Annotated in this window: 25 protein-coding genes; 13 read left to right on the top strand and 12 right to left on the bottom strand. The window is 64.1% G+C overall.

The window, feature by feature from the left end; genetic code table 11:
- The first annotated feature begins 7 nt into the window (after positions 1 to 7).
- The 5 genes from eutB (at position 8) to LB519_RS27825 (ending at position 5,026) form a co-directional block, all read left to right on the top strand.
- On the top strand, positions 8 to 1,000 hold the full coding sequence (eutB, locus tag LB519_RS27845; protein ID WP_198327590.1) for a hydroxyectoine utilization dehydratase EutB: 993 nt from the start codon (positions 8 to 10) through the stop codon (positions 998 to 1,000).
- Positions 997 to 1,989, top strand: a complete 993-nt coding sequence (gene eutC / locus LB519_RS27840) for an ectoine utilization protein EutC (protein WP_064994649.1) — start codon at positions 997 to 999, stop codon at positions 1,987 to 1,989. Before eutB ends, eutC begins: the two co-directional genes overlap by 4 nt.
- A gap of 129 nt (positions 1,990 to 2,118) precedes the next feature.
- Entirely contained in the window at positions 2,119 to 3,297 is a 1,179-nt protein-coding gene (gene doeA, locus LB519_RS27835; RefSeq protein ID WP_224621651.1) for an ectoine hydrolase DoeA, read from the top strand.
- Positions 3,298 to 3,302: 5 nt separating this feature from the next.
- The gene (doeB, locus tag LB519_RS27830) at positions 3,303 to 4,301 is read left to right on the top strand and encodes a N(2)-acetyl-L-2,4-diaminobutanoate deacetylase DoeB (RefSeq protein ID WP_024502317.1); all 999 of its coding nucleotides are present in this window, start codon (positions 3,303 to 3,305) and stop codon (positions 4,299 to 4,301) included.
- 470 nt (positions 4,302 to 4,771) lie between these two features.
- Complete coding sequence (locus LB519_RS27825) at positions 4,772 to 5,026, top strand: DUF768 domain-containing protein (RefSeq protein WP_064994650.1); 255 nt, start codon at positions 4,772 to 4,774, stop codon at positions 5,024 to 5,026.
- Between the two features lie 70 nt (positions 5,027 to 5,096).
- Here the strand turns inward: LB519_RS27825 and LB519_RS27820 are convergent, their stop codons facing one another.
- The 3 genes from LB519_RS27820 to LB519_RS27810 form a co-directional block, all read right to left on the bottom strand.
- Positions 5,097 to 6,215, bottom strand: coding sequence for a P1 family peptidase (locus tag LB519_RS27820; protein WP_224621648.1), 1,119 nt, complete (start codon positions 6,213 to 6,215; stop codon positions 5,097 to 5,099).
- A 4-nt stretch (positions 6,216 to 6,219) separates the two neighbouring features.
- A complete protein-coding gene (gene xseA, locus LB519_RS27815; RefSeq protein WP_224621647.1) occupies positions 6,220 to 7,851 on the bottom strand; it encodes an exodeoxyribonuclease VII large subunit in 1,632 nt (543 codons plus the stop codon).
- Between the two features lie 83 nt (positions 7,852 to 7,934).
- A complete protein-coding gene (locus LB519_RS27810) occupies positions 7,935 to 8,891 on the bottom strand; it encodes a LysR substrate-binding domain-containing protein (RefSeq protein WP_013530338.1) in 957 nt (318 codons plus the stop codon).
- Between the two features lie 178 nt (positions 8,892 to 9,069).
- On the opposite strand from LB519_RS27810, the gene LB519_RS27805 reads away from it, so the two are divergent.
- The gene (locus LB519_RS27805; RefSeq protein ID WP_224621646.1) at positions 9,070 to 9,357 is read left to right on the top strand and encodes a DUF1127 domain-containing protein; all 288 of its coding nucleotides are present in this window, start codon (positions 9,070 to 9,072) and stop codon (positions 9,355 to 9,357) included.
- A 160-nt stretch (positions 9,358 to 9,517) separates the two neighbouring features.
- On the opposite strand, the gene LB519_RS27800 is transcribed toward LB519_RS27805, so the two are convergent.
- The 4 genes from LB519_RS27800 to LB519_RS27785 all read right to left on the bottom strand — a co-directional run bounded on the left by LB519_RS27800 (position 9,518) and on the right by LB519_RS27785 (position 13,596).
- Positions 9,518 to 10,564: a DUF937 domain-containing protein gene (locus LB519_RS27800; protein WP_064994652.1), complete on the bottom strand. Its 1,047-nt coding sequence runs from the start codon at positions 10,562 to 10,564 to the stop codon at positions 9,518 to 9,520.
- A 100-nt stretch (positions 10,565 to 10,664) separates the two neighbouring features.
- Entirely contained in the window at positions 10,665 to 12,038 is a 1,374-nt protein-coding gene (locus LB519_RS27795) for a glutamate--cysteine ligase (RefSeq protein ID WP_013530341.1), read from the bottom strand.
- A gap of 144 nt (positions 12,039 to 12,182) precedes the next feature.
- Positions 12,183 to 12,917 carry a 16S rRNA (uracil(1498)-N(3))-methyltransferase gene (locus tag LB519_RS27790; RefSeq protein WP_024502322.1) on the bottom strand — a complete coding sequence of 245 codons (735 nt, stop codon included), beginning with the start codon at positions 12,915 to 12,917 and terminating at the stop codon, positions 12,183 to 12,185.
- Between the two features lie 31 nt (positions 12,918 to 12,948).
- The gene (locus LB519_RS27785; RefSeq protein ID WP_064994653.1) at positions 12,949 to 13,596 is read right to left on the bottom strand and encodes a hypothetical protein; all 648 of its coding nucleotides are present in this window, start codon (positions 13,594 to 13,596) and stop codon (positions 12,949 to 12,951) included.
- An 88-nt stretch (positions 13,597 to 13,684) separates the two neighbouring features.
- Between LB519_RS27785 and LB519_RS27780 the strand changes: the two genes are divergently transcribed.
- Together LB519_RS27780 and LB519_RS31275 are read left to right on the top strand one after the other, a co-directional pair.
- Positions 13,685 to 14,383 (top strand): type 1 glutamine amidotransferase, encoded by a 699-nt coding sequence (locus tag LB519_RS27780; protein ID WP_027162214.1) that lies wholly within the window; start codon positions 13,685 to 13,687, stop codon positions 14,381 to 14,383.
- 293 nt (positions 14,384 to 14,676) lie between these two features.
- Positions 14,677 to 14,808 carry a hypothetical protein gene (locus LB519_RS31275; protein ID WP_013893872.1) on the top strand — a complete coding sequence of 44 codons (132 nt, stop codon included), beginning with the start codon at positions 14,677 to 14,679 and terminating at the stop codon, positions 14,806 to 14,808.
- A 38-nt stretch (positions 14,809 to 14,846) separates the two neighbouring features.
- Here the strand turns inward: LB519_RS31275 and LB519_RS27775 are convergent, their stop codons facing one another.
- Genes LB519_RS27775 through LB519_RS27765 form a run of 3 tightly spaced genes read right to left on the bottom strand, consistent with a single transcriptional unit; the run spans position 14,847 to position 17,616 of the window.
- Positions 14,847 to 15,620 (bottom strand): metallophosphoesterase, encoded by a 774-nt coding sequence (locus LB519_RS27775; protein ID WP_064994654.1) that lies wholly within the window; start codon positions 15,618 to 15,620, stop codon positions 14,847 to 14,849.
- 27 nt (positions 15,621 to 15,647) lie between these two features.
- The gene (locus LB519_RS27770) at positions 15,648 to 16,793 is read right to left on the bottom strand and encodes an alpha-hydroxy acid oxidase (RefSeq protein ID WP_064994655.1); all 1,146 of its coding nucleotides are present in this window, start codon (positions 16,791 to 16,793) and stop codon (positions 15,648 to 15,650) included.
- Between the two features lie 19 nt (positions 16,794 to 16,812).
- The gene (locus LB519_RS27765) at positions 16,813 to 17,616 is read right to left on the bottom strand and encodes an FCD domain-containing protein (protein ID WP_032808722.1); all 804 of its coding nucleotides are present in this window, start codon (positions 17,614 to 17,616) and stop codon (positions 16,813 to 16,815) included.
- A gap of 206 nt (positions 17,617 to 17,822) precedes the next feature.
- On the opposite strand from LB519_RS27765, the gene LB519_RS27760 reads away from it, so the two are divergent.
- The 4 genes from LB519_RS27760 to glcF all read left to right on the top strand — a co-directional run bounded on the left by LB519_RS27760 (position 17,823) and on the right by glcF (position 23,535).
- The gene (locus LB519_RS27760) at positions 17,823 to 19,145 is read left to right on the top strand and encodes a DUF3422 family protein (protein ID WP_013530349.1); all 1,323 of its coding nucleotides are present in this window, start codon (positions 17,823 to 17,825) and stop codon (positions 19,143 to 19,145) included.
- A 128-nt stretch (positions 19,146 to 19,273) separates the two neighbouring features.
- Positions 19,274 to 20,770: an FAD-linked oxidase C-terminal domain-containing protein gene (locus LB519_RS27755; RefSeq protein WP_224621645.1), complete on the top strand. Its 1,497-nt coding sequence runs from the start codon at positions 19,274 to 19,276 to the stop codon at positions 20,768 to 20,770.
- Positions 20,771 to 20,993: 223 nt separating this feature from the next.
- Positions 20,994 to 22,199, top strand: coding sequence for an FAD-binding protein (locus tag LB519_RS27750; RefSeq protein WP_024502329.1), 1,206 nt, complete (start codon positions 20,994 to 20,996; stop codon positions 22,197 to 22,199).
- A 10-nt stretch (positions 22,200 to 22,209) separates the two neighbouring features.
- Positions 22,210 to 23,535: a glycolate oxidase subunit GlcF gene (gene glcF, locus LB519_RS27745; RefSeq protein WP_224621644.1), complete on the top strand. Its 1,326-nt coding sequence runs from the start codon at positions 22,210 to 22,212 to the stop codon at positions 23,533 to 23,535.
- Positions 23,536 to 23,547: 12 nt separating this feature from the next.
- Here glcF and LB519_RS27740 read toward each other — a convergent pair whose 3' ends face one another.
- A complete protein-coding gene (locus tag LB519_RS27740) occupies positions 23,548 to 24,468 on the bottom strand; it encodes a bifunctional 5,10-methylenetetrahydrofolate dehydrogenase/5,10-methenyltetrahydrofolate cyclohydrolase (protein ID WP_013530353.1) in 921 nt (306 codons plus the stop codon).
- Positions 24,469 to 24,728: 260 nt separating this feature from the next.
- Positions 24,729 to 25,466, bottom strand: a complete 738-nt coding sequence (locus LB519_RS27735; RefSeq protein ID WP_032808011.1) for a L,D-transpeptidase — start codon at positions 25,464 to 25,466, stop codon at positions 24,729 to 24,731.
- Positions 25,467 to 25,680: 214 nt separating this feature from the next.
- Here LB519_RS27735 and LB519_RS27730 point away from each other — a divergent pair, with 214 nt between their 5' ends.
- Positions 25,681 to 26,319: a DNA-3-methyladenine glycosylase I gene (locus tag LB519_RS27730; protein WP_013530355.1), complete on the top strand. Its 639-nt coding sequence runs from the start codon at positions 25,681 to 25,683 to the stop codon at positions 26,317 to 26,319.
- Position 26,320 lies beyond the last annotated feature (1 nt).

Genomic DNA, 26,320 nt, shown 5'->3' with positions numbered 1-26,320 from the left:
GATGATCATGACACAGGTCACTCTTGAGCACATTCGCGCCGCGCGTGAGCGCATTGCCGGCAAGGTCGAGCGCACGCCGACCGTGCTGTCCCAAAGTCTTTCCGAAGAGCTGGGCGTCCCCGTCCACCTCAAGCTCGAACACCGGCAGACCACCGGCAGCTTCAAGCTGCGCGGCGCCTCGAATGCCGTCGCTTCGCTCAGCACCGCGGAGAAGACGCGTGGCGTGGTCGCGGCCTCGACCGGCAACCACGGCCGCGCGCTGGCGCATGCGGCGAAGCTTGAGGGCATGCGCGCGGTGATCTGCATGTCGCGGCTGGTGCCTGAAAACAAGCTCGACGAGATCCGCCGGCTGGGCGCGGAGGTTCGCATTATCGGCAACAGTCAGGACGATGCCCAGCAGGAGGTCGATCGGCTGGTGGCGCAAGAGGGGCTGGTTATGCTGCCGCCCTTCGACCATCCCGACATTGTCGCCGGGCAAGGCACGCTCGGGCTTGAGATGATCGAACAGGCTCCGGATGCTGCCCTCGTCCTGGTGCAGTTGTCGGGTGGCGGGCTCGCCTCAGGCGTTGCCGCGGCCATCAAAGGCGTCAGCCCCGGCACAAAGATCATCGGTGTCTCGATGGCTCGTGGCGCGGCGATGAAGGCCAGCCTCGATGCCGGCCGCCCGGTGCTGGTGGAAGAATTGCCGACGCTGGCGGATTCGCTCGGCGGCGGCATCGGCCTCGACAACCGGCTGACCTTCGCCATGTGCCGCGACCTGCTCGATGGTATCGTCCTGCTTAGCGAGGACGAGATCGCCGCCGGCATCCGTCACGCCTATGCGCGCGAACGCGAAATCGTCGAGGGCGCCGGCGCGGTCGGCATCGCCGCGCTGCTCGCCGGCAAGGTCAGGTCGGACGGGCCGGTGGTCGTGCTTCTCTCCGGCCGCAACATCGATATGGACGCGCACCGCAGGATCGTCTGCGGCGAGGCGCCATCGCTCAAGGAGCACGCCGCATGAGCCGGATGACGATCCTCACCGAGCAAGAATTGCGCGCGATCGTGACACTCGATCTCGATGCAGTCGCCTGCGTCGAAAACGCCTTCCGTGCGCTTGCCACCCTGCCGGTGGCGATGCCGCCGATCCTGCGGCTCGACATTCCCGAGCATCGCGGCGAGGTCGACGTGAAGACCGCCTACGTGCCTGATATCGACGGTTTCGCCATCAAGATCAGCCCCGGCTTCTTCGACAATCCGAAGCTCGGCCTGCCCAGCGTCAACGGCATGATGGTGCTGCTGTCGTCCAAAACCGGGCTGGTCGAAGCACTGCTGCTCGACAACGGCTATCTCACGGATATCCGAACCGCTGCTGCCGGCGCCGTCGCCGCCAAACATCTGTCGCGGCAGGACTCGTCAGTTGCCGCGATCTTCGGCGCCGGCGTCCAGGCCGGGTTGCAATTGGAAGCCCTGATGCTGGTGCGGCCGATTTCCGAGGCGCGCATCTGGGCGCGCGATGTGGCAAAGGCCGAGGCAACCGCCGGAGCCCTGCGCGAAAAGCTCGGCATTCTCGTGCATGCCGAGCCCGACGCGGCAAACGCAGTTGTCGGCGCCGACATCATCGTCACCACCACGCCTTCGACCGAGCCGCTGATCAAGGCGGGTTTCGTTTCCGCCGGCCAGCACATCACGGCGATGGGCTCCGACGCCGAGCACAAGAACGAGATCGCGCCGGCAATCCTGCGCATGGCCGACCTCTATGTCGCCGACAGCGCCCGTCAGACGCGGCGGCTGGGTGAGCTGCATCACGCCATCGCGGCGGGCGTGATGGCCGCTGAGGAAGAGGTGACCGAACTTGGCCAGATCATCGCCGGTAAACGGCATGGTCGGCGCTCGGCCAGCGACATCACCATCGCCGATCTGACCGGCACCGGCGTTCAGGATACGGCGATAGCTACGTTCGCCCGCGATCGGGCGCGGGTGGCCGGTTCCGGGGCCATTTTCGAAAGCTGATGCTGGCCAAGGCGTGATCCGGAAAAATGGGAACCGGTTTTCCGAAAGATCACGCCCAAACAAGAACGACGGGCCGGTTTCAACGAAGTTGAAACAGGCTCAAGGCCCAACAAACGAGGACCAAGAACAATGCAACCGAACCTGAGATTCTCGCGCGGCGAATATGCGGATCGCCTCGCCAAGACACGCAAAGCCATGGAGGTGAAGGGCGTCGATCTTCTTGTTATCAGCGACCCGTCCAACATGGCCTGGCTGACCGGCTATGACGGCTGGTCGTTCTACGTGCATCAGGCGGTTATCGTGCCGCCATCGGGCGAGCCGGTCTGGTACGGCCGCGGCCAGGACGCCAACGGTGCCAAGCGCACTGCCTATCTCGCGCATGATAACATCGTCGGCTATGCCGATCACTATGTGCAGTCGACCGAGCGCCACCCGATGGATTTTTTGGCCAGCGTGCTTGCGGATCGCGGCTGGGGCAAGCTGACAGTCGGCGTTGAGATGGACAATTACTGGTTCTCGGCCGCCGCCTTCGCATCGCTGCAGAAGCATTTGCCCAATGCCCGCTTTGTCGATGCCACCGCGCTGGTCAACTGGCAGCGCGCGGTGAAGAGCTCGACCGAGATCGACTATATGCGCAAGGCGGCTCGCATCGTCGAGGCGATGCACCAGCGCATCTTCGACAAGATCGAGGTCGGCATGCGCAAATGCGATCTCGTTGCCGGAATCTATGATGCCGGCACGCGCGGCGTCGACGGCATCGGCGGCGATTATCCGGCGATCGTGCCGCTGCTGCCGTCGGGTGCCGATGCCTCGGCGCCGCATCTGACTTGGGACGACAGACCGATGAAGCGGGACGAGGGCACCTTCTTCGAGATCGCCGGCTGCTACAACCGCTATCACTGCCCGCTGTCGCGCACCGTCTTCCTCGGCAAGCCGACGCAGGAATTCCTCGATGCCGAGAAGGCGACGCTGGAAGGTATGGAAGCGGGGCTGGCCGCGGCCAAACCCGGCAACGCCTGTGAGGACATCGCCAACGCCTTCTTCGCCGTGCTGAAGAAGTATGGCATCGTCAAGGACAACCGCACCGGCTATTCGATCGGACTGTCCTATCCGCCGGACTGGGGCGAGCGCACGATGAGCTTGCGTCCCGGCGACCGCACCGAACTCAAGCCCGGCATGACGTTCCATTTCATGACCGGCCTGTGGCTGGAAACGATGGGACTGGAGATCACCGAGTCCATCCTGATCACCGAAACCGGTGTGGAGTGCCTGGCCAATGTGCCGCGTAAGCTGGTGGTGAAGGATTGAGCCCGATGTCGAATCTACGCTCATCACCGGTCGCGCCGACCGTCGATTTCGACCGCGACGGCGTCCAGCACGGCTTCCTGCGCTTGCCCTACAGCCGCGACGATTCCGCGTGGGGCTCGGTGATGATACCGATCTGCGTCATCCGCAACGGCAACGGACCGGCAGCTCTGCTGTCCGGCGCCAACCATGGCGACGAATATGAGGGGCCGCTGGCCCTCTACGATCTCGCCAGGACCCTCGATCCCAGGCAAGTCAGCGGCACGGTGATCATCGTGCCGGCAATGAACTATCCGGCCTTCCGCGCCGGCACGCGCACCTCGCCGATCGACAAGGGCAACATGAACCGCAGCTTTCCCGGCCGGCCGGACGGAACGGTGACCGAAAAGATCGCCGATTACTTTCAACGTGAACTGCTGCCTCGCGCCGACATCGTGTTCGACTTCCACTCCGGCGGCAAGACGCTGGACTTCGTGCCGTTCTGCGCGGCGCACACTTTGCCCGACAAGGCGCTGGAACAGAAAGCCTTTGACGCGGTCGCGGCCTTTGCCGCTCCGTTCTCGATGCGCATGATCGAGATCGACGCCGTTGGCATGTACGACACGGCAGCCGAGGAGATGGGCAAGGTCTTCGTCAGCACCGAACTTGGCGGCGGCGGCACGTCGCGCGCGCAAACCGTGCGGATCGCGAGGCGCGGCATTCTCAACGTGCTGCGTCATGCCGGCATTGTAGATGGTGCGGTCGAGAAGACTCGAACCCAGTGGCTCGACATGCCGTCGGGCGATTGTTTCTCGTTCGCCGAAGACGACGGCATGATCGAAACCATGGTCGATCTCGGTGAGCCCGTCAAAGAAGGCTCGGTGCTGGCGCGCATTCATTCCACCGGCCGCACCGGCGTCGCTCCGCAGGAGATCCGGGCAAAAATGTCGGGCATGCTTGCGGCGCGGCATTTCCCCGGGCTGGTTAAGGCCGGCGACTGCGCGGCGGTGGTGGCTGTGCACGTCTGAGCGGCTCCGCCGGGCCTGCTCCACCCGGTTCGGGTTCATCGTCACTTGTTCTGCGTCCGTCGCGGAGCCCTTCGGCGCGGCGGAAAGAAGCAGGATAGCGGGCGGAGTCGACATTGCAGGAGGATGTCACTATATAGCGGCGGCTTCGACCCGCGCGCCCGAGGGCAGCACCTCGAAGCAACTGTGAATGTGTAGTGTTTTGCGCCATCTATTGTGACGGAAATCGGCTCGGAAACCGGAAAAAAGCAAATAGAAACAGTGGCGCAGCGCTGGGTATGACCCAGCCAACGGTACCGACCCCTCCAGAATCAGAAAATGCCCTTGACCCCTCGATTTCCTATGGCTCTGTGGACCTTGGACGGCATTGGCTTGCCGGCTGACCGCGACTCGGCTGGAATGGGGACATGCATCCTTTGCGGGATGTCGACGTTTATGATTACCAACCGGCTTTGCCGCCAGGGAACAGCAGTATGAGCGAACACGCCATCGAATTCTTGCGGGGATGGATCGGCGAAAAGGTCCATTGCCAGTCCTCCCAGGCAAGGATCGACAAGCAGGCCGAAACCTTGGCCAAGGAGTGCGCCGCCGAGGCGGCCGAGGTCGGCATTCCGCTGGAGGATATCCAGGAAGAAGTCGGCGATATCCAGGAACTTATCGCATCCCGGCTTGAGGAAGCGGCCGAGGCCGAGGAAAACCAGCAGGCCCCCAGAAAAGCCGCGGAATGATCAAAGCCGCCGAATGATCGCATAGCGGCGACGTTGTTGCAGCGCGGGCTTCTGGCCCGCGTTTTTGTCTTCAGCCAAACGTCTCCTTCAGCCACGTCTTCGGCAGCGCCGGCACGAAATTCCCGTCGCGTCCGGTCATATCGTCATTGGCAACCAGCGCGTTGAGGATTGCTTCCTCTACGGTCTGGATCACCGCATCGAAAAACGGATCGATGTCGGTATCGGGAATAAAATCGGCACTGGCGATGCGGCCGGATGGCGCCCGCGCGGCGCTCGCATTGGCGGTCGAGAAGGCGATGAAAATGTCGCCTGAACTGTGATACCCGAAGCCTCCGGTCATGGCGGCGCCAAGCGGCACCCGTCGGGCCAGCCGCTTCATCTGATGCGGCAGGAACGGTGCGTCGGTGGCGATGACGGCGATGATCGAACCCTTTTCGGCGCGCGGTGTGCCTTCGCGGACAGCCGGTTCGACGAGTTGCGGCCCGGCGCGCAGGCCGCGAATGGTTATGTTGCGCCGTTTGCCAAAATTGGACTGCACGAAGGCGCCGACCGTATAGGCACGGCCGTGCCATTCGACGATGCGCGATGCCGTGCCGGAGCCGGCCTTGAAGCCGAACGTGATCATGCCGGTGCCGCCGCCGACGCTGCCTTCCTCGATCGGTCCGCCGGCGGCACCGTCGAGGGCCTGCGCAACATGCTCCGAGGTCAAATGGTGGCCGTTGATGTCGTTGAGGAAGCCGTCATAGGTCTCCGCCGCCACCGGCAGTCCCCAGCCGCTGTCAAGCGCCGCCGGCAGCACGCTTTGCATCCAGCGCAGCGTGCCGTCGCGGGAAACACCGCAGGAATGCGTGTTGGTGATGGTGATCGGGAAGTTGAAAGCGCCGGTTTCCTCGACGATGTGCGAGCCGGTCAGTTCGCCGTTTCCGTTCTGGCTGAAGATCCCGGCGAAGACCGGGTTGGCGAGGTCGGCAAGCGGCCTGGGCAGGATCGCGGTCACGCCGGTGCGAACCGGTCCCTCGCCGACGACAAGTGTGCCATCGCCCGAGATCAGCGTCGCATAGCCGACCGCGACGCCGGGCACATCGGTGATCGCGTTGAACGGTCCAGGCCGTCCGTCGAAGCCGATGCCGAAATTTCGCGCGCGCGGTTTGCCTGAGGGCGTTGCCAGATGATGCGGATTGTCGGTCATGGTGTCAGAATAGGGATCCCTGATTGCCAGGCTCTTTGGCCTTGGCCGCCGGCTTGGCTACGGCTTTCGGTTTTGCCGTGCCGCTGATTGCCACCGCATCAGCGGTCCCGTCGGCGAACTCGAGCGAAAGCGCCATTCCCGACGCCACGTCGGCAGCCTGCTTGACGACGGCGCCGTCCGCATCTCTCACCAGCGCAAAGCCGCGGGCCAGGACGGCCTTGTGCGACAGCGACGCCATCAACCTGTCGGCCTGGACGACGCGGCCGCGCAGGCGCTCCAGCCTGAGCACCACTGCTTGCGTGCCGCGTCTTGTCAAAGCTGTCAGCAAATCCCTCTGCACGCGTTGCCGCCGTGCCGTCGGCTCGATCGTGATGCGGCCTTGCAGCATGGCCAATTGCTGCTTGTGCCGCTGCAGCAATGCCCTGGCACATTTTGGCAATTGATCCGCCGCCCGGTTAAGCTCCGCACGCCGGGCTCTTGCCATCGCACGCAGCGCGCCTTGTGCTCGCAAAAGATTGCGTTCGTTGGTGCGCCGGGTCTCTGCAATGCCCCGCGACAGCATTGCCGGTGTCAGTTTCACGGCAAAAAACCTTGCACGCTTGCGTTCGGTGGAGACCAACAGGCCCCGGCCGAGCCTGGATGTCGCCTCATCGAGGCGCCGGCGCGGCAGCGCCAGCAATTGATCGGGCGAGGGCAGAGCCCGGGCGGCGGCACGGGCGGCCTGCCGCTTGCGCTCGAAATTGCGCAGCACCGCCGCTTTCAGCCGCGCACCGAGGCTGGCAAGCGTTGCTTCGAGGTCGGCCTTCACCGGCACGGCGATTTCGGCCGCGCCTGTCGGTGTCGGCGCCCGCACGTCGGCGACGAGGTCGATCAGCGTCCAGTCGGTCTCGTGGCCGACAGCCGAGATCACCGGAATGCCGGAAGCGGCAACCGCGCGGGCGAGCGCCTCGTCGTTGAACCCCCAGAGGTCTTCGAGGCTGCCGCCGCCACGCGCCACGATCAGCAGATCGGGCCGCTGGATGGCGCCATCCCATGCCAGCGCGTTGAAGCCGTTGACCGCGGCAGTCACTTCCGCGCCTGACGTCTCGCCCTGAACACGCACCGGCCAGACCAGGATGTGCAGCGGAAAGCGGTCCTTGATGCGGTGGATGATGTCGCGGATGACGGACCCTGTCGGCGAGGTGACGACGCCGATGACGCGCGGCATGAACGGCAGCAATCGCTTGCGGCCGGTGTCGAACAGACCCTCGGCCTGTAGCCGCCGCTTGCGCTCTTCCAGCAGCGCCATCAGGGCGCCGGCGCCGGCAGGCTCCAGATTGTCGATGACGATCTGGTAGTTGGATTTGCCGGGATAGGTGGTGAGCTTGCCGGTGGCGATCACCTCCATGCCCTCTTCGGGACGGAACTTCAGCCGGCTCATCGTGCCTTTCCACACCACGGCGTCGAGCCGCGCGCGGTCGTCCTTCAGCGCGAAATAGGCATGACCTGAGGAATGCGGCCCGCGATAGCCTGATATCTCGCCACGCACCCGCACATTGCCGAAAACGTCCTCGACCGTGCGCTTCAGCGCGCCGGAAATCTCGCTCACCGTATATTCGGCGGCGTTGGTGCGTGATTCGGATGCTGCTTCGCTCATCGGCCGATTGGGGAACGGTTGGGCGCCCGCGTCAAGGCGGTTGCGTCGGGCCAGCCGTTCATAACCCGCACACCTGGCCCTGCCTACCAGCCGGGCAGGATCTGGTTCGGCTTGGTTCGCCGCAGCTTGGTGAAGGCGAGCGCTGCGAAATCGAACGTTCCGGGGTCTTCGCCGACCGGCACGGAGATATTGTCCAGGCTTTCCGAAATATGGCGGGCGAGCGCATCGACGATCTCCGGCCGCGACGTCTGGCCGCGCATGATGCCGATGCGGCAATCGGGCAGGGCGCCGAAGCCGTCGGCTTCGCCCAGCACCCGCATGCCGGGCCTGAGCGCGCATTCCGGCAGCACCGAGATTGCCAGCCCGGAAAGCACCGCTGCGGTGATGACGGTGGCCGAGAAACTGGTGAACAGGATGCGATAGTCGCGGTTCTGCTGGTCGAGCACATCGACCGCGGCGCGCCGCCAGATGCAGTTCGGCCGGCCGAAGGCCATCGGCAGCGTTTCCTGCTCATGCGTGGCATGATTGGCCGAGGTGACCCACAGCAGCGGTTCGCGCCGCACCACCTCCGACTGGCCGCGTACGTCGTTGTGCGTCACCAGCGCGAGGTCGAGATTGCCGCGCTTGATATGCTCGACCAGCCCCGGCGTCGGCTCGCAGATGACGGTGAGTTCGACGCGCGGATTGGAGCGGGTGAACCGTGCCATGATCTCGGGCAGGAAACGATCGGCGTAGTCGTCGGGCGTGCCGATGCGGATCGTGCCTTCGAGCCGCCGGTCGTCGAAGGCCGCCAGGGTCTCGCGGTTGAGATAGAGCAGCCGCCGCGCATAGGAGAGCAGCTTGTCGCCTTCCTCGGTCAGCCTGTTGGTGCGCCCGTCCTTTTCGAACAGCGGTTTGCCGATCCGCTCCTCCAGCCGGCGCATCTGCATCGACACCGCCGACTGGGTCCGGTGCACCTCCTCGGCTGCCCGCGTGAAGCTGCCGGTATCGGCGATCGAGATGAAGGTCTGCAATTGATCGAGATCGAGCGGCGATTTCATCGACATGATCCATCACTGGTGTTGATGGTAAAGATTAGAAACATTCGTTGGATTAATCAATCGGCCGATGGCAAATTGGCATTGTCCACATGAAGGCATGTGAATTGGGACCGGAACGGCCGCTGACGCCAGCGCCGATTGCTTGGTCTCGCCCGTTCGAGTCTGAAGGAGACCGACAATGACCACGTTTGATTTCGCCACCGAGACCTCGCGCACCTCGCGTCCGGCCGTTGCGACGCGCGTGGCCAACACCGTCTCCAACATCTACCGCGCCTGGAAAAACCGCCGCGCCTTCTATCGCCTTGGCGAGATGTCGGACGCCGAACTCGCCGATATCGGCCTGACGCGCGCCGACCTGCATGTCGCCATCGACGTGCCGTTTGGCCGCGACCCGACGGCGATGCTGCGCGAGATCGCCAGTGATCGCATCGAAACGATCGAGGATTTCGCTCGCAAGGTGGCCTGATCGGTTGCTTGTTGTTTAGGTTGCCGTGAACCTTTTCAGGGTTCGACGCGACTGACGAGTATGCAGGCTCCCACTCCCTGCCGGATCCCCCCGGCCCGCCTGCACTCTGCCCGGTCCTCCCAGGACCGGGCTTTTCTCTTTCTACCTCAGCGAAGACCGCCTACCGCCGGTCCATGTCCCGCTTAAACTGGTCGAAGATTGTCTCCACGCCCTTCTGGTAGTCATCACGCTGCTGGGCGCCGGTTTCGAACATCTTGCCGAACAGGTCGTCGAACGGGTTTTTCGGACGGCCGCTCGGATTGGCCTGTGGCTGCGGTGCCTGACGTTGCGGGGGCGCTTGAGGCTGTTGCGGCGCCGGCTGTCCGCCGGGGATGCCGCCTAAGCCACCGCCACCTTGCCGCAGCATCTCCTCGAAGATTTTCCCCAGCGGATTGTCTCCGTAGGGGCTGTGCGTCTGCTGGGGCTGCGGCTGCGCCCGCCCCTGCGGCTGCGGCTGAGGCGCGCCACCGCCGAACATGTCCTGCAGCACCTTGCCGAGCGGATTGTCGCCGTAGGGATTGGGTGCCGGCTGCGTCTGGCTTTGCGGCTGTGGCTGAGCCGCGCCGCCGCCGAACATGTCCTGCAACACCTTGCCGAGCGGGTTGTCCATCGGGTTCTGGGGCGGCGGCGCCTGGCGCGGCTGCGGCGCCGGGGCCTGCATGCCGCCGCCTTGCCGCATCATCTGCTCGATGATCTCGCCGAGCGGATTGTTGCCGCCGCCGCCAAAACCACCGGCGGCCTGCATCTGGTTTGCCGTCTGCTTGAACAGCCCGCCCATGACCATCGAGGCGATCGCCGGCAGCATCTGCTGCAGGATCTGCTGATTGACGCCGCTGGCTTGCGCCGCCTGGCTGGCCACGGCGCGAGACAGATCCTTCGAACCGAACAGGTGCCCGAGAATGCCGTTGCCCTCATCGACGCCTTGCGGCGAGAAGGCCCGGGTTGCGTCCTCGAAATACTTGGCGTGCTGGCCGCTGGCCATCGCCGTCATGAAGGCGCCGAGCCCATAGGGGTCGGCGGTGTTGCGTTGCAGCCCCTGCGAAAAGGCCGGCAGCAATGCGGCAACCGCCGCTTGCGTCTGCTGCATTGAAAGCCCGTATTGCTGGGCAAGGGCCTGCATGCCATTGCCGTTCTGGGCCTGCGTCAGCATGTCGAACAAGGTGGGCATCGGCGTCTCCTCCGGAAATCCTCGCCGAAGAAGCCTAGTTTGTTTCCACTTCCGATTGAAGCGACTTTTGCCGGCCGGTCAGCTTTGCCAAATCCGAGGGTTAATAGGCGTATTCCATGAAAACCGGCTCGATCGAGCCGCCCCAGCGCGTGTGGTAGGCCGACAGCATCTCCTCGGCGCTGGTGGTGCCCCGCGCCACCACTTCGTCCAACGTGTTGAGGAAGGAGGTCTCGTCGTAGCCGTCGCGGTTCTTCTTGCCACGGTTCTTCAGTCCCATGCGGGAAATGACCATCACGTCACGCGCGATCTCGCGCAGCGTGGTGTTGCGGAACGGTGCGGAGATGCCTTGTTCCGGCACGGCATTGCGCATCGCCAGCGTTTCTTCATACGTCCAGCTCGAGGTCAGCGCCTCGGCGGCATCGAGTGCGGCCTCATCATAAAGCAATCCGACCCAGAAGGCCGGCAGCGCGCAGATGCGCCGCCATGGCCCGCCATCGGCGCCGCGCATCTCGAGGAAGCGCTTCAGCCGCACATCCGGGAACAGCGTTGACAGATGGTTCGCCCAGTCGCCCATTGTCGGCAGCCCGTCCGGCACTTCATTGCGCGCGGCCCCGGCCATGAACTGGCGGAAGGTGATGTGGGTCATGTCGTGATAGCGGTCGTCGCGGATGACGAAATACATCGGTACGTCGAGCGCCCATTCGACATAGTCGGCGAAACCGAAATCGGGCGAGAAGCAGAATTCGAGCAGGCCCGAGCGCTGGTTGTCGGTGTCACGCCATATGTCGCCGCGCCAGCTCTGCAAGCCGTTCGGATGGCTTTCGGTGAAAGGCGAATTGGCGAACAAGGCCGTCGAAAGCGGCTGCAGCTTCAACGACACCTGCATCTTGCGGCGCATGTCGGCCTCGCTCTCGAAGTCGAGATTCACCTGGATCGTGCAGGTGCGGTACATCATGTCGAGGCCCTTGGTGCCGACCTTGGGCATGTAGCGCGTCATGATCTCGTAGCGCGATTTCGGCATTTTCGGCGTCTCGGCAAGCGACCATTTCGGGCTGCCGCCGAGGCCGAGGAAGCGGATGCCCATCGGTTCGGCGATCTCGCGCACCTGCGCCAGATGGGCATTGCCCTCGCGACAGGTCTGGTGGATCGTCTCCAGCGGTGCGCCGGAAAGCTCGAACTGGCCGCCGGGTTCCAGCGAAATCGCACCCTGGCCGGTCGGTTCGACCAGGCCGATGATGCGGCCATCATCGACGATCGGATCCCAGCCGAGCTTTTCCTGCATGCCTTCGAGGATGGCGCGGATGCCGCGCTCGCCGCCATAGGGGACCGGTGCATTGCCGTCGACATAGAAGGGGAATTTCTCGTGCTCGGTGCCGATGCGCCATTTGTCGCGCGGCTTGTTGCCTTCGGCCAGGTGCTCGACGAGTTCGTCGACACCTTCGATCGGGCGGAAATCGGTCGTATCGCGCGCCATGATGGTACCCTCAGAGGCGGCCGGATGACCGCCGGCGGTAAATGGACGAAATGTCAGCAGACGATCAAGCGAAAAATCCTGAGCCACAGGTCAACAGGAATTGAACGTTGCTGGAACTCTGCGTCCCTTGCAAGGGATGACGTCTCACCAGTCTCCGACCGTTGCCTGCATCACCGCGAGCGCGGCCACCGCCGCCGTATCGGCGCGCAGGATACGCGGGCCGAGCGGAATGGCGGTGACGAAGGGCAGGGCGCGCAGCATCTTACGCTCATCGTCGGAAAAGCCACCCTCCGGCCCGACCAGCAGCCCAAGCTTCTTGTCCTTGACCGCCTGCAGCGCGGCCAGCGGATTGTTGGTCGAAGCATCCTCGTCGCAGAAGATCAGCCGTCGCTCTGTGTCCCAGCCGGTCAACAGGCGGTCGAATTTTTCGGCTTCGCGCACCTGAGGCACCGCCAGGATGCCGCATTGCTCGGCAGCTTCGACGACATTGGCGCGCAGGCGATCGATCGACGGCTTGGCCACTTGCGTGTGCTGGGTAATGACCGGCTGCAGGATACCGGCGCCCATCTCGACCGCCTTCTGCACGAGATAATCGAGCCGGCCCTGCTTCAGCGGCGCAAAGCAGTAGACGAGATCGGGCAGAGGCGGCTGCGGCCGCTGCAGCGCCGACACCTTCAGCCGCACCGCCCTTTTCGTCTTCGCCGATATGGCCGCCGACCACTCGCCGTCGCGGCCATTGAACACCAGGATTTCGGCGCCTTCGCCAAGCCGCAGCACATGCAGGAGATAGTGGCTCTGCTGTTGGCCGGCCTCGAATTCGATGTCCGGCGCGAGATCGTCGGTCACGAACAGACGTTGCATTTTGTAATTGGCGCGCATCGCCGAGGAATGAGCGAGCCGGCCGCCGGCGTCAAGCCTCGGCGGTCGGATGCCACACCGGCCGAAAGCCGTGCCGCAGCACGCAGAGCGTCGTGGCCGGCGTCAGTAGCGAGAGTGTCTTGCTTTTGAGCATGTCGAAATCGTTGGGGTGCTCATATCCCGCAAAGGACCAGCGCAGTGCCTTGCCGCCACGCAAGGCATAAACAGTGCCGCCATCCGCAACCACGACGCCGTCCGGCAGGCCGGCAAGGTCTTCAACCGCAATCACTGGCGGCTTGCCGCCTGACGCCAGCCGCTCCTTGTGCAGCCGCTTGTCGACCATCGGCGCGCGCGGTTCGGCGATGCCGAAGGCTTCGCCGAAGCGGCCGACGAAATCCCTGGCCCGTTCGCGCTGGCAAAAGAAGCAGGGGCGATGCCCGGCCGCCAGTGCGGTCACCTCGTCGAGGAAGAACAGCTCGGTCCAGCCCGCTTTACCGCCCTTCCTGTTGCGGCCCATCGGTTCGCGCCGCACATTTCGGAATTGGCAGACGCAGACGATCCAGGCTTGAAGCGCCCAGCGCTTTTTCTTGAGCGTCTTCGTCTCTGGGTCGTGGATGATGCCGCGATTGCCGGTGAACATGCCGCGATCGGGCACCGCGTGGATGATACCGAACGGATCGACCCGGTTCTGCAGTGGCATAGTTTTCTCTCCGGACACGCATCTTGGCTGCAATGCGAGCGGCATGATATCGCTCGTCGCAGCTTTTTCATGTCAGCAGGGTTTTGCGATGCGGGTGCTGGTGGTCCAGAACTACGACAATACCGGCCTCGGCCAGGTCGGCGCAGCACTTGCGGAAGCGGGCGCCGATCTCGACCTGCGTCTCCCTTACAGGGGCGATCCCCTGCCGGATGACGCGGCCGGGCATGATGCCATGGTGGTGCTCGGCGGGGGCCAGAATGCGCTGGCCGACGATGAGTACCCCTATTTCCCGGCACTGCTCGAACTGACCCGCGACTTTGCCGACAAGGATCGCGCCGTGCTCGGCATCTGCCTGGGCAGCCAGCTCGTCGCTCGTGCCTTTGGTGGCGAGAACCGTATCGGCGGCGCCAATGAGTTCGGTTGGCACGGCGTGTCGCTGACGCCTGACGCCAAGGCCGATCCGGTGCTGGGCGCTCTGCCGGCAAAGTTCCCGATCTTCCAATGGCACGACGACACCTTCGTGTTGCCCGAAAACGCCGTGCGGCTTGCCGGCAACGATGTCGCCGAGAACCAGGCATTTCGCGTCGGCCGCGCCGTGTACGGTTTCCAGTTTCACTTCGAGGCCGACCGGCCGATGGTCAAGGACTGGAGCGCGTCCTTTGCCCCGACCATCGCTGCGCGCCATCCCGACTGGGCCGGCAAGCTCGATGGCGAAATGGCCCGCAACGGGCCCGATGCGGATGCCGCTGGCCTCGCCATTGCCCGGGCCTGGGTAGCGACCATCTGAGCGTTGGTCTCTCCGTACCCTCCAGCGTGACATAATTGGCACGCGGCGGTGAAACCGCCTGGGGAAAACGGTTTCATTCTTGGCTTGTGTCCGCCCGCCATCCTAGAAGGCGCGCGCTCTGCATCTTCTGTGCAACGGCTATGAACCTTTTGTGTGACCCGCGCGACACACCGTTGATACAGAACATGCCTAGAAGCGCAAAATCGTCGAAACTTTGAAGCGAATTCTCCGTTTCAACGCATTGGTAACCGCCTGGTGCACAGATGCAGAAAGCTCAACAAGAGATGACCTCCGTGAAAGCAGCGCTTCTGTCCTTTGCCATGTTGTCCGCCATCGTGCTGTGCGGTCTCGGCATCTATGCCGCCGACGCAGCCAACAACCACAACGCCGTCGACGGTTACGGCGTCACCGCCTCGCTGCGCTAAAGCGGGAAGCGTCTTTCGCGTCCTCCGACGCGCGGCGCTCAAGCTTCCTTGATCGTCATTGTCAGGATGCGTTTGTCCGCGCCGTCGACGACGAGCGCGCTCAGCATGCCTGATTGCCAGGCAAGCGTGTCGACATTGACGCGGTTTGCCATCACTTCCGCCTCCGGCACCGGCGTGTGGCCGTGCACCACGATCTTCGGATAGAGGTCGGGGTGGTTGTGGAAGACGTCGCGGATCCAGATCAGATCCTGCGGGTTTTGCTTCTCCAGAGGAATGCCCGGCCTGATGCCGGCATGGCAGAAGAAGAAGTCCCCGAAAGTCACGGAAAACGGCAGCGATCGCAGGAAACCGATGTGGCTTTGCGGCACGGCCTCGACCAGTGCCTGATGTCCTCTGCGCACGGCCGATTCGGCCTTGCCGAACCACACGCTTGTGCCTTCACTGATCGTTACGCCGTAAGACTGTGCCGTCTGGATGCCGCCGAACCGGATGAAAAGTCCTTCCGGGTCAGGGGTCTTGAGAAAATCGAGAAAGCCGATGTCGTGGTTGCCAGCCAGCATCAGGTGACGAGGGTCTCGCTCTTGCGCTTCGATCAGGAAGTCGATGACGCCCTTCGAGTCCGGCCCGCGGTCGACATAGTCGCCAAGATGGATGACGCGCCAGTCGGCAGGCGCCTCCTGCTCGATCTCGGCCCTGATGCGCAGATGCATGGCGGCCAGCAGGTCGAGCCGGCCGTGGACGTCGCCGATCGCATAGAGACGCATGCCGTCCGGCCCATGCGCGTCGAGAAAATGGATGCCGGGTTCTGCCAACTTTTCGGTGTCTCCGTGGTCAGGCGGTCACGGGACCTGGCGCCGGAGCTGGTCCTTGCCCATGTCGGTGACAAGACGCTTTCCGCACAGCGCCAGCGTGATGTCCATCTCCTTGCGGATGATTTCCAACGCCTTGGTAACCCCTTCCTTGCCAAGCGCCCCCAGGCCGTAAAGAAACGGCCGGCCTATATAGGTTCCCTTGGCACCGAGGCAAAGCGCCTTCAGGACATCCTGGCCGGAGCGGATGCCGCCATCCATATGCACTTCGATCGTGTCGCCGACCGCGTCGGCAATCTCTTCCAGCACGCCGATCGACGACGACGCACCATCGAGCTGGCGCCCGCCATGGTTGGAAACGATGATCGCGTCGGCGCCGGTCTTGGCCGCCATCAGCGCGTCCTCCTTGTCGAGAATGCCCTTGAGGATCAGCTTGCCGCCCCAGCGCTCCTTGATCCAGGCGACGTCCTTCCACGACAGATGCAGGTCGAACTGCTCCGTCGTCCACGATGCCAGCGAGGCCATGTTGCCGACGCCCTTGGCGTGGCCGACAATGTTGCGGAAGGTCCGCCGCTTGGTGCCGGCCATGGCGGCGCACCAGCGCGGGCGGATGGCCATGTCGAAGATGTTCGTCAGCGTCAGCTTGGGTGGCGCCGAAAGCCCGTTACGGATGTCCTTGTGGCGCTGACCGAGAATCTGCAGGTCGAGCGTCAGCACGAGCGCCGAGCATTTCGCCGCCTTTGCCCTGTCGATCAGGTTGAGCACGAAATCCTTGTCACGCAGCACATAGAGCTGAAACCAGAACGGCTTCGTGGTAACCGAGGCGACATCCTCGATCGAGCAGATGCTCATCGTCGACAAGGTAAACGGCACGCCGAATTCCTCCGCCGCCTGCGCCGCCAGCATCTCGCCATTGGCGTGCTGCATGCCGGTCATGCCGGTTGGCGCCAATGCCACCGGCATAGACACTTTCTCGCCGATCATCGTCGATGCCAGCGAACGGTTGTCCATGTCGACGAGGACGCGCTGGCGGAACTTGATCTTCTGGAAATCCTCTTCGTTGGCCCGGTACGTGCTTTCGGTCCACGAACCGGAATCGGCATAGTCGAAGAACATCTTCGGCACACGCCGGCGTGCGAGGTCCTTGAGGTCGGCGATGGTCAGGATCTGGCTCATGGGCTTCCCGTTTCGATAGCTAGGAGCGTTTGCGTGCTGGTTCTGTATCGGTGGCGTCAACGCGCTGTTTCAACCTCAGCCGCGAGACGCGCTGCCAGTCGCCGCTGCGCTCGGCCTCCGCCATCGACCGTTCGACATAGGTGATGTGGTCCATCGCCGCCTGGCGGGCGGTGGCCGGGTCGCCGGCCTTCACCGCCGCATGGATCGCCCGGTGCTGCGCGAGCAGGGCGTCGCGCGCGCCGGGCACGGTGAACACCAGCAGCCGGTTCTGGAACACGCCCTCCGACAGCAGCCGATAACAGGAGCGCAGCGTGTGCAAAAGGATGATGTTGTGCGCGCATTCGCAGATCGCGTGGTGGAACTCGACGTCGATCTCGGCCTCGTCGTCGAAGTCGCCGGTCCGGTGCGCATCGTCCATGCGTGCCATGATCTTATCGAGCAGCGCCATGTCGTCTGGGGTGGCGCGCCGTGCCGCATATTCAGCCGCAACCCCTTCGATCTCGCGGCGGTATTCCAGATAGTCGGTCACTGCCTTGCGGTGCATCGAGATCAGGTCCGTCACCGGTTTGGTGAAGAGCTGGCCGATGACATCGGCGACATGCGTGCCGCCGCCGGGCCTTGTCGTCAAAAGGCCGCGTCCTTCCAGTGCCTTCAGGGCGTCACGCAGGATCGGCCGGGATACGTCGAACTGGCGTGCAAGCTCGCGCTCGCCCGGCAGCCGGTCGCCGGTGCGCAGCACGCCTTCGAGGATGAGGCTCTCGATCTGCTGCACCACCTCGTCGGCGGTGCGCGAATGCTCGATCCTGGAAAAAATGTCGCTCAACAGAATGCCTGGAAGGTGAACCGATGCCGCAGAATAGAGCCTGCCTCGCCAACTGGTCAAATTATTTATCCAATTGACAAAAAGCAGGCCGATTTCCCGCCCGATCCCGTGATCTTCGGCTAACTTTGCCGTTTGCGTCGTCAGGCCATTGGCACTAGAGGGACGCGAGTGCAAGCGGGTTCAAGGAAACCCCCGGGGAACAAGCCGTGTCAGACGACCCGTCCGATCTCGAATTCCAGCCGCGCGCCAAGGGCAGCGTCATGGGCTTTCCCGCGCATGAGGGCCGGCCCGGCGCACTCGGCGAGGTTCATGCCCGGCCGCATCCGCTGATCGAAAAGCCACGCGTCCTGATGCAACTCGCCTTCATGACGGAGGGCGGCTCCGGCGTCGACCACGCGGTGCTTTCCGAACTGTCGCGGCGCCTCGGCATCGCCGCGCCCGATCGCCAGGCCCGCCACCATGCCATGAAATGGGGCAAGGGCTCGCTGCGCTGGGAGCGGCACACCGAATTCTCGACCTATTTGTGGGAAGGGCCGCTTTCCGAAAGCGGCAGGACGCAGGAGGACTCACCCTTCGGCAACGGGTTTTCCCCGCCGGGAACCTGCATCTCCGGCATCAGGCTCGAAATCCGCAAATGGACGCAAGCAAGCGAGCAACTGATAGCCGGTTTCGATCCGACCAGCCTGTGCTACTCGCTGGTCGAGCGCGGAAACGCCGCCATCGTTACCGATTTTCGCCAGGATGGCGATGGCTTGACGCGCATGCTGCTGCTCGATCGCGGCTTGACCCCGGCGCGCACCGGCGCGTTGTCGCAGCGGCTTATCGACATCGAAACCTATCGGACGCTGGCCATGCTCGGCCTGCCGCTGGCGTTGACCTTGTCCGGCCGCGCCCGCCGCATCGAAGACCGGCTGGCGCAGACCACGCTGGAGATGAAGGTCGCCGGGACACGGGACAGCCAGACCTTGCTGGCCGATCTGACCGAACTTGCGGCGGAGCTGGAGGCGGACGCGGCGTCGAGCCTTTACCGTTTCGGCGCCAGCCGCGCCTATGACGGCATCGTCGGCGAACGGCTGGACGCACTCGAGGAAGAGGCTGTGCCCGGCTATGACACATGGCGCGGGTTCCTGCAGCGCCGTGTGGCGCCCGCAATGCGCACCTGCCGCTCGGTCGAGGAGCGGCAGGAAAATCTATCGCGAAAACTGACCCGCGCCACGACGCTGCTGCGCACCTGGGTCGATGTCGAGGTCGAGAAGCAGAACCGCGACCTGCTTGCCTCGATGAACAACCGCGCCCGCCTGCAATTGCGCCTGCAGCAGACCGTCGAGGGGCTCTCGGTCGCCGCCGTCTCCTATTATGTGGTCGGCCTTGTCGGCTATGTCGCCAAGGGCGCCTCGATCTTCGGCCATGCCTTCGCGCCGGAGATCATTACCGCTGCTTCGGTGCCTGTCGCCATCCTGCTGGTCTGGTGGGGCGTGCGCCGCGTGCGTCGGATGCACTCCGAACCCGGCAAGCCGCCCGGCGAATAGCAGCGGCAGATTGCCGCTGCGTAAGCCTGTCTCCGCCTTGAAGTTGGATTCGCCGCCATTACAGGATTTGCACCCAACGCGCTTCACTGGTAAAAGATTTTGACCAGTCAAGCGAAATGAGGCTGCTGATGTCCGGCCTGGCCATGCCGAAACCAGACGATGCCACGATGCGCCGGCGCGACGAGATCGTCGCCGACATGCGCATCATCGTGCCGGGTGAGGGCGTTGTCGACGCCGCCAATTCCATGCGCGCTTTCGAGAGCGACGGCCTGACCGCCTATCGGCAGCTGCCGCTGGTTGTCGTGCTGCCGCAAACGGTGGCGCAGGTTTCGCGCGTGTTGAGATACTGCAACGACCGCAACATCCGCGTCGTGCCGCGCGGCTCCGGCACCTCGCTGTCGGGCGGGGCGCTGCCGCTCGAGGACGCGGTGCTGCTGGTCATGAGCCGTTTCAACCGTATCCTCGGGATCGATTTTCCCAATCGCGTCGTCGTTGCCCAGCCGGGCGTCACCAATCTCGGCATCACCACCGCCGTCGAGCAGGAGGGCTTTTACTACGCCCCCGATCCATCCTCCCAGATCGCCTGCTCGATCGGCGGCAATGTCGCGGAGAATTCCGGCGGCGTGCACTGCCTGAAATACGGCCTCACAGCCAACAATGTGCTCGGCATCGAGATGGTGCTGATGAATGGCGAGGTGGTGCGGCTGGGCGGCAGTCACCTCGATGCGGAAGGCTACGACCTGCTCGGCGTCATGACCGGGTCCGAAGGGCTGCTCGGCGTCGTCACCGAGGTCACCGTGCGCATCCTGAAGAAGCCGGAGACGGCACGTGCACTGCTGATCGGCTTCCCGACCAGCGAGCAGGGCGGCCAGTGCGTTGCCGACATCATCGGCGCCGGCATCATCCCGGGCGGCATGGAGATGATGGACCGGCCGGCGATCCATGCGGCGGAAGATTTCGTTCATGCCGGCTATCCCCTCGATGTCGAGGCGCTGCTGATCGTCGAGCTCGACGGGCCGGGCGTCGAGGTCGATCATCTGATCGGCCTTGTCGAGGCGATCGCCTACAAGAACGGCTCGACCACCTGCCGCATTTCGCAGTCCGAACAGGAACGGCTGAGCTTCTGGGCCGGCCGCAAGGCGGCGTTTCCGGCCGTCGGCCGCATCTCGCCCGACTACTACTGCATGGACGGCACCATCCCGCGCAAGGAGTTGCCGCGCGTGCTCGCCGGCATGCGCGAGCTGTCGGAAAAATACGGTCTCGGCGTCGCCAATGTCTTTCATGCCGGTGACGGCAATCTGCATCCGCTGATCCTCTACGACGCCAACGTACCGGGCGAACTCGACAAGGCCGAAAGTTTCGGCGCCGATATATTGCGGCTCTGCGTCAAGGTCGGCGGCGTCTTGACCGGCGAACACGGTGTGGGCGTGGAGAAGCGCGACCTGATGCCGGAGATGTTCACCCAGATCGATCTCGACCAGCAGATGCGGGTCAAATGCGCCTTCGATCCCAACCATCTGCTCAACCCGGGAAAGGTGTTCCCGCAGCTGCGGCGATGCGCCGAGCTTGGGCGGATGCATGTGCACCGCGGGCACGTGGCGTTTCCGGACATTCCGAGGTTTTGAGGGTGATGACGGCGCGTGAACACCCCCCTCTGTCCTGCCGGACATCTCCCCCTCAAGGGGGGAGATTGGCAGCTTGCGCGCCTCGCCCTTCCGTCATCATTGAAGATTGGCGAAGCCATATGCGACATCCGATCTCCCCCCTTGAGGGGGAGATGTCCGGCAGGACAGAGGGGGGCGCCAGGGAACTCGGCATATCCGAACTCGCATCTGGCGCGGTCTCTTCATGACCACCTTCACCCCGACCACCCCATCCGAAGTCCTCTCCACCATAGCCTGGGCCGTGGCGGAAGAGGCGCCGCTCGAACTCCTCGGCCATGGCTCCAAGCGTGGCATCGGCCGGCCGCTGCAAACCGAACACACGCTCGACCTGTCGAAATTATCTGACGTCACGCTCTATGAACCGGCTGAACTGGTGCTGTCGGCCAAGGCAGGCACACCGTTGGCCGAGATCGAAAAACTGCTGGCGGAAAACGGCCAGCAGCTCGCTTTCGAGCCGATGGATTACGGCCCGCTGCTTGGTGGCGAACCGGGCAAAGGTACGATCGGCGGTGTGCTCGGCGCTAACCTCTCCGGTCCGCGCCGGCTCAAGGCGGGGGCCGCGCGCGACCATGTCCTGGGCATCAATGTGGTGTCCGGTCGTGGCGAGGCCTTCAAGTCGGGCGGTCGCGTGGTCAAGAACGTCACCGGCTATGACATGTCGAAGCTGATGGCCAACAGCTGGGGCACGCTGGCCGTCTTCACCGACGTCACCTTCAAGGTGCTGCCGGCAGCCGAGACCGAAGTCACGCTCGCCATCCGTAGCCTGCTCGACGATGCCGCGGCCGCCGCCATGGCCCTGGCGCTTGGCTCGAGTGCTGAAGTATCGAGTGCCGCCCACCTGCCGGAGCGGATCGCCGCGCGCGTCGCCAGCGGCAGTCTCGGCAGCGAGGCCGCCACGCTGCTGCGCGTCGAGGGTTTCGGCCCGTCGGTCGCCTACCGCATCGCCGCGCTGAAAACGCTGCTCGGCAATGCCGGCCCGCTGGAGGAGATTGGCGGCGAGGTTTCACGGCTGATCTGGCGCGACGTTCGCGATTGCAGGCCTTTCGCCGACGGCAGCGAGAAGCCGGTCTGGCGCATCTCGATGACGCCTTCTCAGAGCCACCAGATGGTCCTGACGCTGCGCATGCAGGCCGCCGTCAGCGCCTTTTATGACTGGCAGGGCGGACTGGTTTGGCTGCGCATGGAACAGGGCGATCCGGAAGCCGCTCTGCTGCGCGGGCTGTTGAGGAAACATGGCGGCGGCCATGCGACGCTGGTGCGCGCCGCACCCTCGCATCGCGCCGCTCTACCGGTGTTCGAGCCGCAGCCGCCCGCTCTTGCTGCACTATCGGTCCGCCTGAAACAGGAATTCGACCCCAAGAATATCTTCAATCCCGGCCGCATGGCCTAGGACATTAGCGATGCAGACCAATTTTTCGTTTGCCCAGCTTGCCGATCCGCATGTCGCGGAATCGGAAAAGATCCTGCGCAAATGCGTGCATTGCGGCTTCTGCACCGCGACGTGCCCGACCTATGTGACACTCGGCAACGAGCTCGATTCACCGCGCGGGCGCATCTATCTGATCAAGGACATGCTGGAAAACGGCCGTCCGGCCGACAAGCAGATCGTCACTCATATCGATCGCTGCCTGTCGTGCCTTGCCTGCATGACCACCTGCCCGTCGGGCGTCAACTACATGCATCTGGTCGACCATGCCCGCGCCCATATCCAGGAGACCTACAAGCGGCCACTGCTCGACCGCCTGACCCGCGCCGTGCTGGCCTTCGTGCTGCCCTATCCCCAGCGGTTTCGCGCCGCGCTCAAGCTGGCGAAGCTGGGCAAACCGTTCATCGGCCTGTTCGACAAGGTTCCGGCGCTGAAGCCGCTCAGTGCGATGCTCAAGCTCGCGCCGGCCTCGATCCCGGCAGCATCGCCAAGCGCTTCACCTGGCATCCATGCGGGGCAGGGGACCAAAAGAGGTCGCGTCACCATCCTCACCGGCTGCGCGCAATCGGTGCTCGATCCCGCCATCAATGAGGCGACGATTTCGCTGCTGACACGGCTCGGCGTCGAGGTCTTGGTGCCGCCGGGCGAAGGCTGTTGTGGTGCGCTGGTCCATCATATGGGGCGCGAACAGGCCGCGCTTGCCTCGGCGAGGCAGAATGTCGACGCCTGGACACGCGCCCTCGACCAGGGCGGGCTCGATGCCATCGTCATCACCGCCTCGGGCTGCGGCACGACGATCAAGGACTACGGTTTCATGCTGCGGCTCGACCCGGCCTATGCCGACAAGGCCGCACGCGTCTCGGCACTGGCCAAGGACGTTACCGAATATCTCTCGACCCTCGACCTGCCCGAACCGGTTCGCAAGCCGGGCACTGTCGTCGCCTATCACTCGGCCTGCTCGATGCAGCACGGCCAGAAGATCACCCGCCAGCCGAAAGAACTGCTGGCCAAGGCCGGCTTCATCGTGCGCGAGCCGCGCGAAGGGCATCTCTGCTGCGGCTCTGCCGGCACCTACAACATCCTGCAGCCCGAGATCTCGGCCAAACTGCGCGACCGCAAGGTGAAAAACATCGAGGCGACGGGGGCCTCGATCGTCGCCACCGGCAACATAGGCTGCATCACGCAAATCGCTTCCGCCGCGAAGATGCCGGTGGTGCACACGATAAAGCTGCTCGACTGGGCCTATGGTGGGCCGAAGCCGGAAGGTGTTCTGGAAGAAAGCCTGATCGCTGCGGAATAGGTCGCCCTGTCCTTACTCCGCCGCAAGCCTGTCGGCCGTACCGTAGGTCGCCTCATAAAGCGCGCGCTGGCGGCTGAGCGCGACCATGGTGTTGCGCAGCAGGATGGCGACCGTGATCGGGCCGACGCCGCCCGGCACCGGGGTGATCCAGGAGGCGACCTCGCGCACGCTTTCAGTGTCGACGTCGCCGACGATGCGGCTGGAGCCGTCGGGGGCGATTTCGGAATTGATGCCGATGTCGATGACGGCAGCGCCCGGCTTGACCATGTCGGCCTTGATCAGCCGCGGCTTGCCGACGGCAACGAACAGCGCATCGGCGCGCCTTGCATGGGCGGCGACCGATCGCGTCATGTGGTGGCAGACCGTCACCGTCGCGCCTTCGCTCATCAACAGGAAGGCGATCGGCTTGCCGACGATTTCCGAATGGCCGACGATGACGACTTCCAGTCCCTTGAGGTCGAGGCCGGTCTCCTTCAGCAGCTCGACCGAGGCGGCCGCCGTGCAAGGCGCGAGATCGAGCTGGTTGTAGACGATGTTGCCGATCGAGGCCGGATGCATGCCTTCGACATCCTTCAGCGGATGCACCGCCGCTTGCAGCGTCTTGATGGGGATATGCGCTGGCACGGGCCGCTGGATGATGATGCCGGTAACGCGCGGATCGGCATTCAGGCCGTGGATCGCAGCTTCCAGCTCGCCTGCTGTGATGGTGGCGGGAAAGCGCCGTTCTTCGAAATCGATGCCGGCGAGCTCAGCCTTGGCGCGCTGGTTGCGCACATAGACGTCCACCGCATCGGTGTCGCCGACGGTGATCGAGATCAGCTTGGGCGGAAAACCCTCGGCTTTGGCGATCGCTGCGTCCTCGCGAACGGCGGCGATGATGCGCTGGGCTACCGGGCCGCCCTTGAGATAACGGCTGTCTTCGGACAGAGGCATGGGTGAACTCTTTTGTGGAACTTGCCACCCAGATAGCAAAAGAACGCGGCAAAGGGCAGCATGAAAGCGAACCGCTATGCCCGTTGCGCGACGCGTGGGTGGCCTTTTGCCCTCGATTTCTGCTCAAAACGGAAAGGGCAGCGCGGTTTCCCGTGCTGCCCTTCCTGACCGGCCGCATCCCCATACGGCCCGTCCCCCGTATCCCTAAACTGGCCTCGAAACGCGGACTGCTTTGCCGGCCAGGTGATTCGCAAGGACTATTATATCACCTCGACCGTGGTTCCGACATTGACCCGCTCATAGAGATCGACAACGTCCTCGTTGCGCATGCGGATGCAGCCCGACGACACCGCGCCGCCGATCGTCCACGGCTGGTTGGTGCCATGGATGCGGTATTCGGTGGTGCCGAGGTAGAGCGCACGGGCACCAAGCGGGTTCTCCATGCCGCCGGCAAGATAGGTCGGCAAATAGCGGCCCTTGGCGGCTTCGCGCTTGATCATCTGCGCCGGCGGGCGCCAGTCCGGCCACTCGCGCTTGTTGGTGATCTTGTGCGTACCCGACCATTCGAAGCCCGGCTTGCCGGTGCCGACGCCATAGCGCCTTGCCTTGCCGTTCTTCTCGACCAGGAAGAGGAAATTCTGCGTGGTGTCGATGACGATCGTGCCCGGCTTCTGGCCTCCGTCATAGTCGACTTCCTGCGGCAGGTAGATCGGGTTGATCTGGGGACGCGCGACCATGCGCTTGGCCGGCGGCTGCACCGCCGCCGTCTGCACCCGGTCGGGCTGCGCCGGGCGCAGGCGTCGCTGCTGCTGCACCACCTGCCGGTTCTGGCGCACGATGCCGGGCGCATGGCCAAGCTGCAGCACCCAGGGTGCGGAAAGGTCGGGGCTCACCATCACCGGCGGCCTGTCGGCATAGCGGTCGCCGGCGGTTGAGGGTGTGACGCCGGCGGCAAACACAGCCACGGCGCCGAGCACGGGAAACAACACTGTCTTCATCGTAACGCACCTTGATCGTCTGATACAAACGGGTGGAAACGTCCTCCCGGTTCGGCGATCATTGGCGCGCAAGCAGCAACCGAAACATGAATCGGAATGCGTAAAATGCGGCTTTGTCAGTAAACCTTTCGGTGTGGTTACCGCCGGGTTCAGGAATCTGGTAAAGCCGCAGTAAATGCCGCGCAAAAGCGCGTTAACGAACGGATTTTGGCCTATGGACAAGGAACACACCGGCCTGCTCGCCGGCCCCGACGGTGTCGCGCGCTGCTTCTGGCACGGCAATCTGCCCGACTATCTGCACTACCACGATCATGAATGGGGCCGGCCTGTGGCCGACGACCGCAGGCTGTTCGAAAAGATCTGCCTGGAAGGCTTCCAGTCGGGCCTGTCGTGGCTGACCATACTGCGCAAGCGGGAGAATTTTCGCGAAGCCTTCGCCAATTTCGAATTCGACAAGGTAGCAAGCTTCACCGACAAGGATGTCGAGCGCCTGCTCGGCAATGCCGGCATCATCCGCCATCGCGGCAAGATCGTCTCGACCATCAACAACGCCAGGCGCGCCCGCGAAATGGTGGACGAATTCGGCTCACTGGCCGCCTGGTTCTGGAAGTTCGAACCCGGCAAGGACGAGCGGCCGCAAATCGTCGACCTCGCCCATCTGCGCGCGAACCCGACAACGGCCGTCTCGGTGCGGATTTCGAAGGAGTTGAAGAAGCGCGGCTGGAGCTTTGTCGGCCCGACCACGGTCTACGCTTTCATGCAGGCCATGGGCCTGGTCAACGACCACCTCGAGGGCTGCGCCTGCCGCCAAGAGGTCGAGAAGCAGCGGAAGGCTTTCAGGCGGCCGAAATAGG

The organism is Mesorhizobium sp. AD1-1, from assembly GCF_020164655.1.
Lineage (GTDB): Bacteria > Pseudomonadota > Alphaproteobacteria > Rhizobiales > Rhizobiaceae > Mesorhizobium > Mesorhizobium ciceri.
The sequence above is the reverse complement of the archived record's forward strand: the minus strand, read 5'-3'. Positions and strand labels throughout refer to the sequence as shown.

What these genes read in the sequence shown, in the direction of transcription:
- xseA (WP_224621647.1), bottom strand. Translation starts at nt 7,851, where the DNA reads ATGAGCGAAGCAGCATCCGAATCACGCACCAACGCCGCCGAATATACG.
- LB519_RS27750 (WP_024502329.1), top strand. Translation starts at nt 20,994, where the DNA reads ATGACCACCTTCACCCCGACCACCCCATCCGAAGTCCTCTCCACCATA.
- LB519_RS27810 (WP_013530338.1), bottom strand. Translation starts at nt 8,891, where the DNA reads ATGAAATCGCCGCTCGATCTCGATCAATTGCAGACCTTCATCTCGATC.
- LB519_RS27800 (WP_064994652.1), bottom strand. Translation starts at nt 10,564, where the DNA reads ATGCCCACCTTGTTCGACATGCTGACGCAGGCCCAGAACGGCAATGGC.
- LB519_RS27805 (WP_224621646.1), top strand. Translation starts at nt 9,070, where the DNA reads ATGACCACGTTTGATTTCGCCACCGAGACCTCGCGCACCTCGCGTCCG.
- LB519_RS27795 (WP_013530341.1), bottom strand. Translation starts at nt 12,038, where the DNA reads ATGGCGCGCGATACGACCGATTTCCGCCCGATCGAAGGTGTCGACGAA.
- doeA (WP_224621651.1), top strand. Translation starts at nt 2,119, where the DNA reads ATGCAACCGAACCTGAGATTCTCGCGCGGCGAATATGCGGATCGCCTC.
- LB519_RS27820 (WP_224621648.1), bottom strand. Translation starts at nt 6,215, where the DNA reads ATGACCGACAATCCGCATCATCTGGCAACGCCCTCAGGCAAACCGCGC.
- LB519_RS27755 (WP_224621645.1), top strand. Translation starts at nt 19,274, where the DNA reads ATGTCCGGCCTGGCCATGCCGAAACCAGACGATGCCACGATGCGCCGG.
- eutB (WP_198327590.1), top strand. Translation starts at nt 8, where the DNA reads ATGACACAGGTCACTCTTGAGCACATTCGCGCCGCGCGTGAGCGCATT.
- LB519_RS27790 (WP_024502322.1), bottom strand. Translation starts at nt 12,917, where the DNA reads ATGCGCGCCAATTACAAAATGCAACGTCTGTTCGTGACCGACGATCTC.
- LB519_RS27785 (WP_064994653.1), bottom strand. Translation starts at nt 13,596, where the DNA reads ATGCCACTGCAGAACCGGGTCGATCCGTTCGGTATCATCCACGCGGTG.
- LB519_RS27730 (WP_013530355.1), top strand. Translation starts at nt 25,681, where the DNA reads ATGGACAAGGAACACACCGGCCTGCTCGCCGGCCCCGACGGTGTCGCG.
- LB519_RS27780 (WP_027162214.1), top strand. Translation starts at nt 13,685, where the DNA reads ATGCGGGTGCTGGTGGTCCAGAACTACGACAATACCGGCCTCGGCCAG.
- doeB (WP_024502317.1), top strand. Translation starts at nt 3,303, where the DNA reads ATGTCGAATCTACGCTCATCACCGGTCGCGCCGACCGTCGATTTCGAC.
- LB519_RS27825 (WP_064994650.1), top strand. Translation starts at nt 4,772, where the DNA reads ATGAGCGAACACGCCATCGAATTCTTGCGGGGATGGATCGGCGAAAAG.
- eutC (WP_064994649.1), top strand. Translation starts at nt 997, where the DNA reads ATGAGCCGGATGACGATCCTCACCGAGCAAGAATTGCGCGCGATCGTG.
- LB519_RS27740 (WP_013530353.1), bottom strand. Translation starts at nt 24,468, where the DNA reads ATGCCTCTGTCCGAAGACAGCCGTTATCTCAAGGGCGGCCCGGTAGCC.
- LB519_RS27735 (WP_032808011.1), bottom strand. Translation starts at nt 25,466, where the DNA reads ATGAAGACAGTGTTGTTTCCCGTGCTCGGCGCCGTGGCTGTGTTTGCC.
- glcF (WP_224621644.1), top strand. Translation starts at nt 22,210, where the DNA reads ATGCAGACCAATTTTTCGTTTGCCCAGCTTGCCGATCCGCATGTCGCG.
- LB519_RS27770 (WP_064994655.1), bottom strand. Translation starts at nt 16,793, where the DNA reads ATGAGCCAGATCCTGACCATCGCCGACCTCAAGGACCTCGCACGCCGG.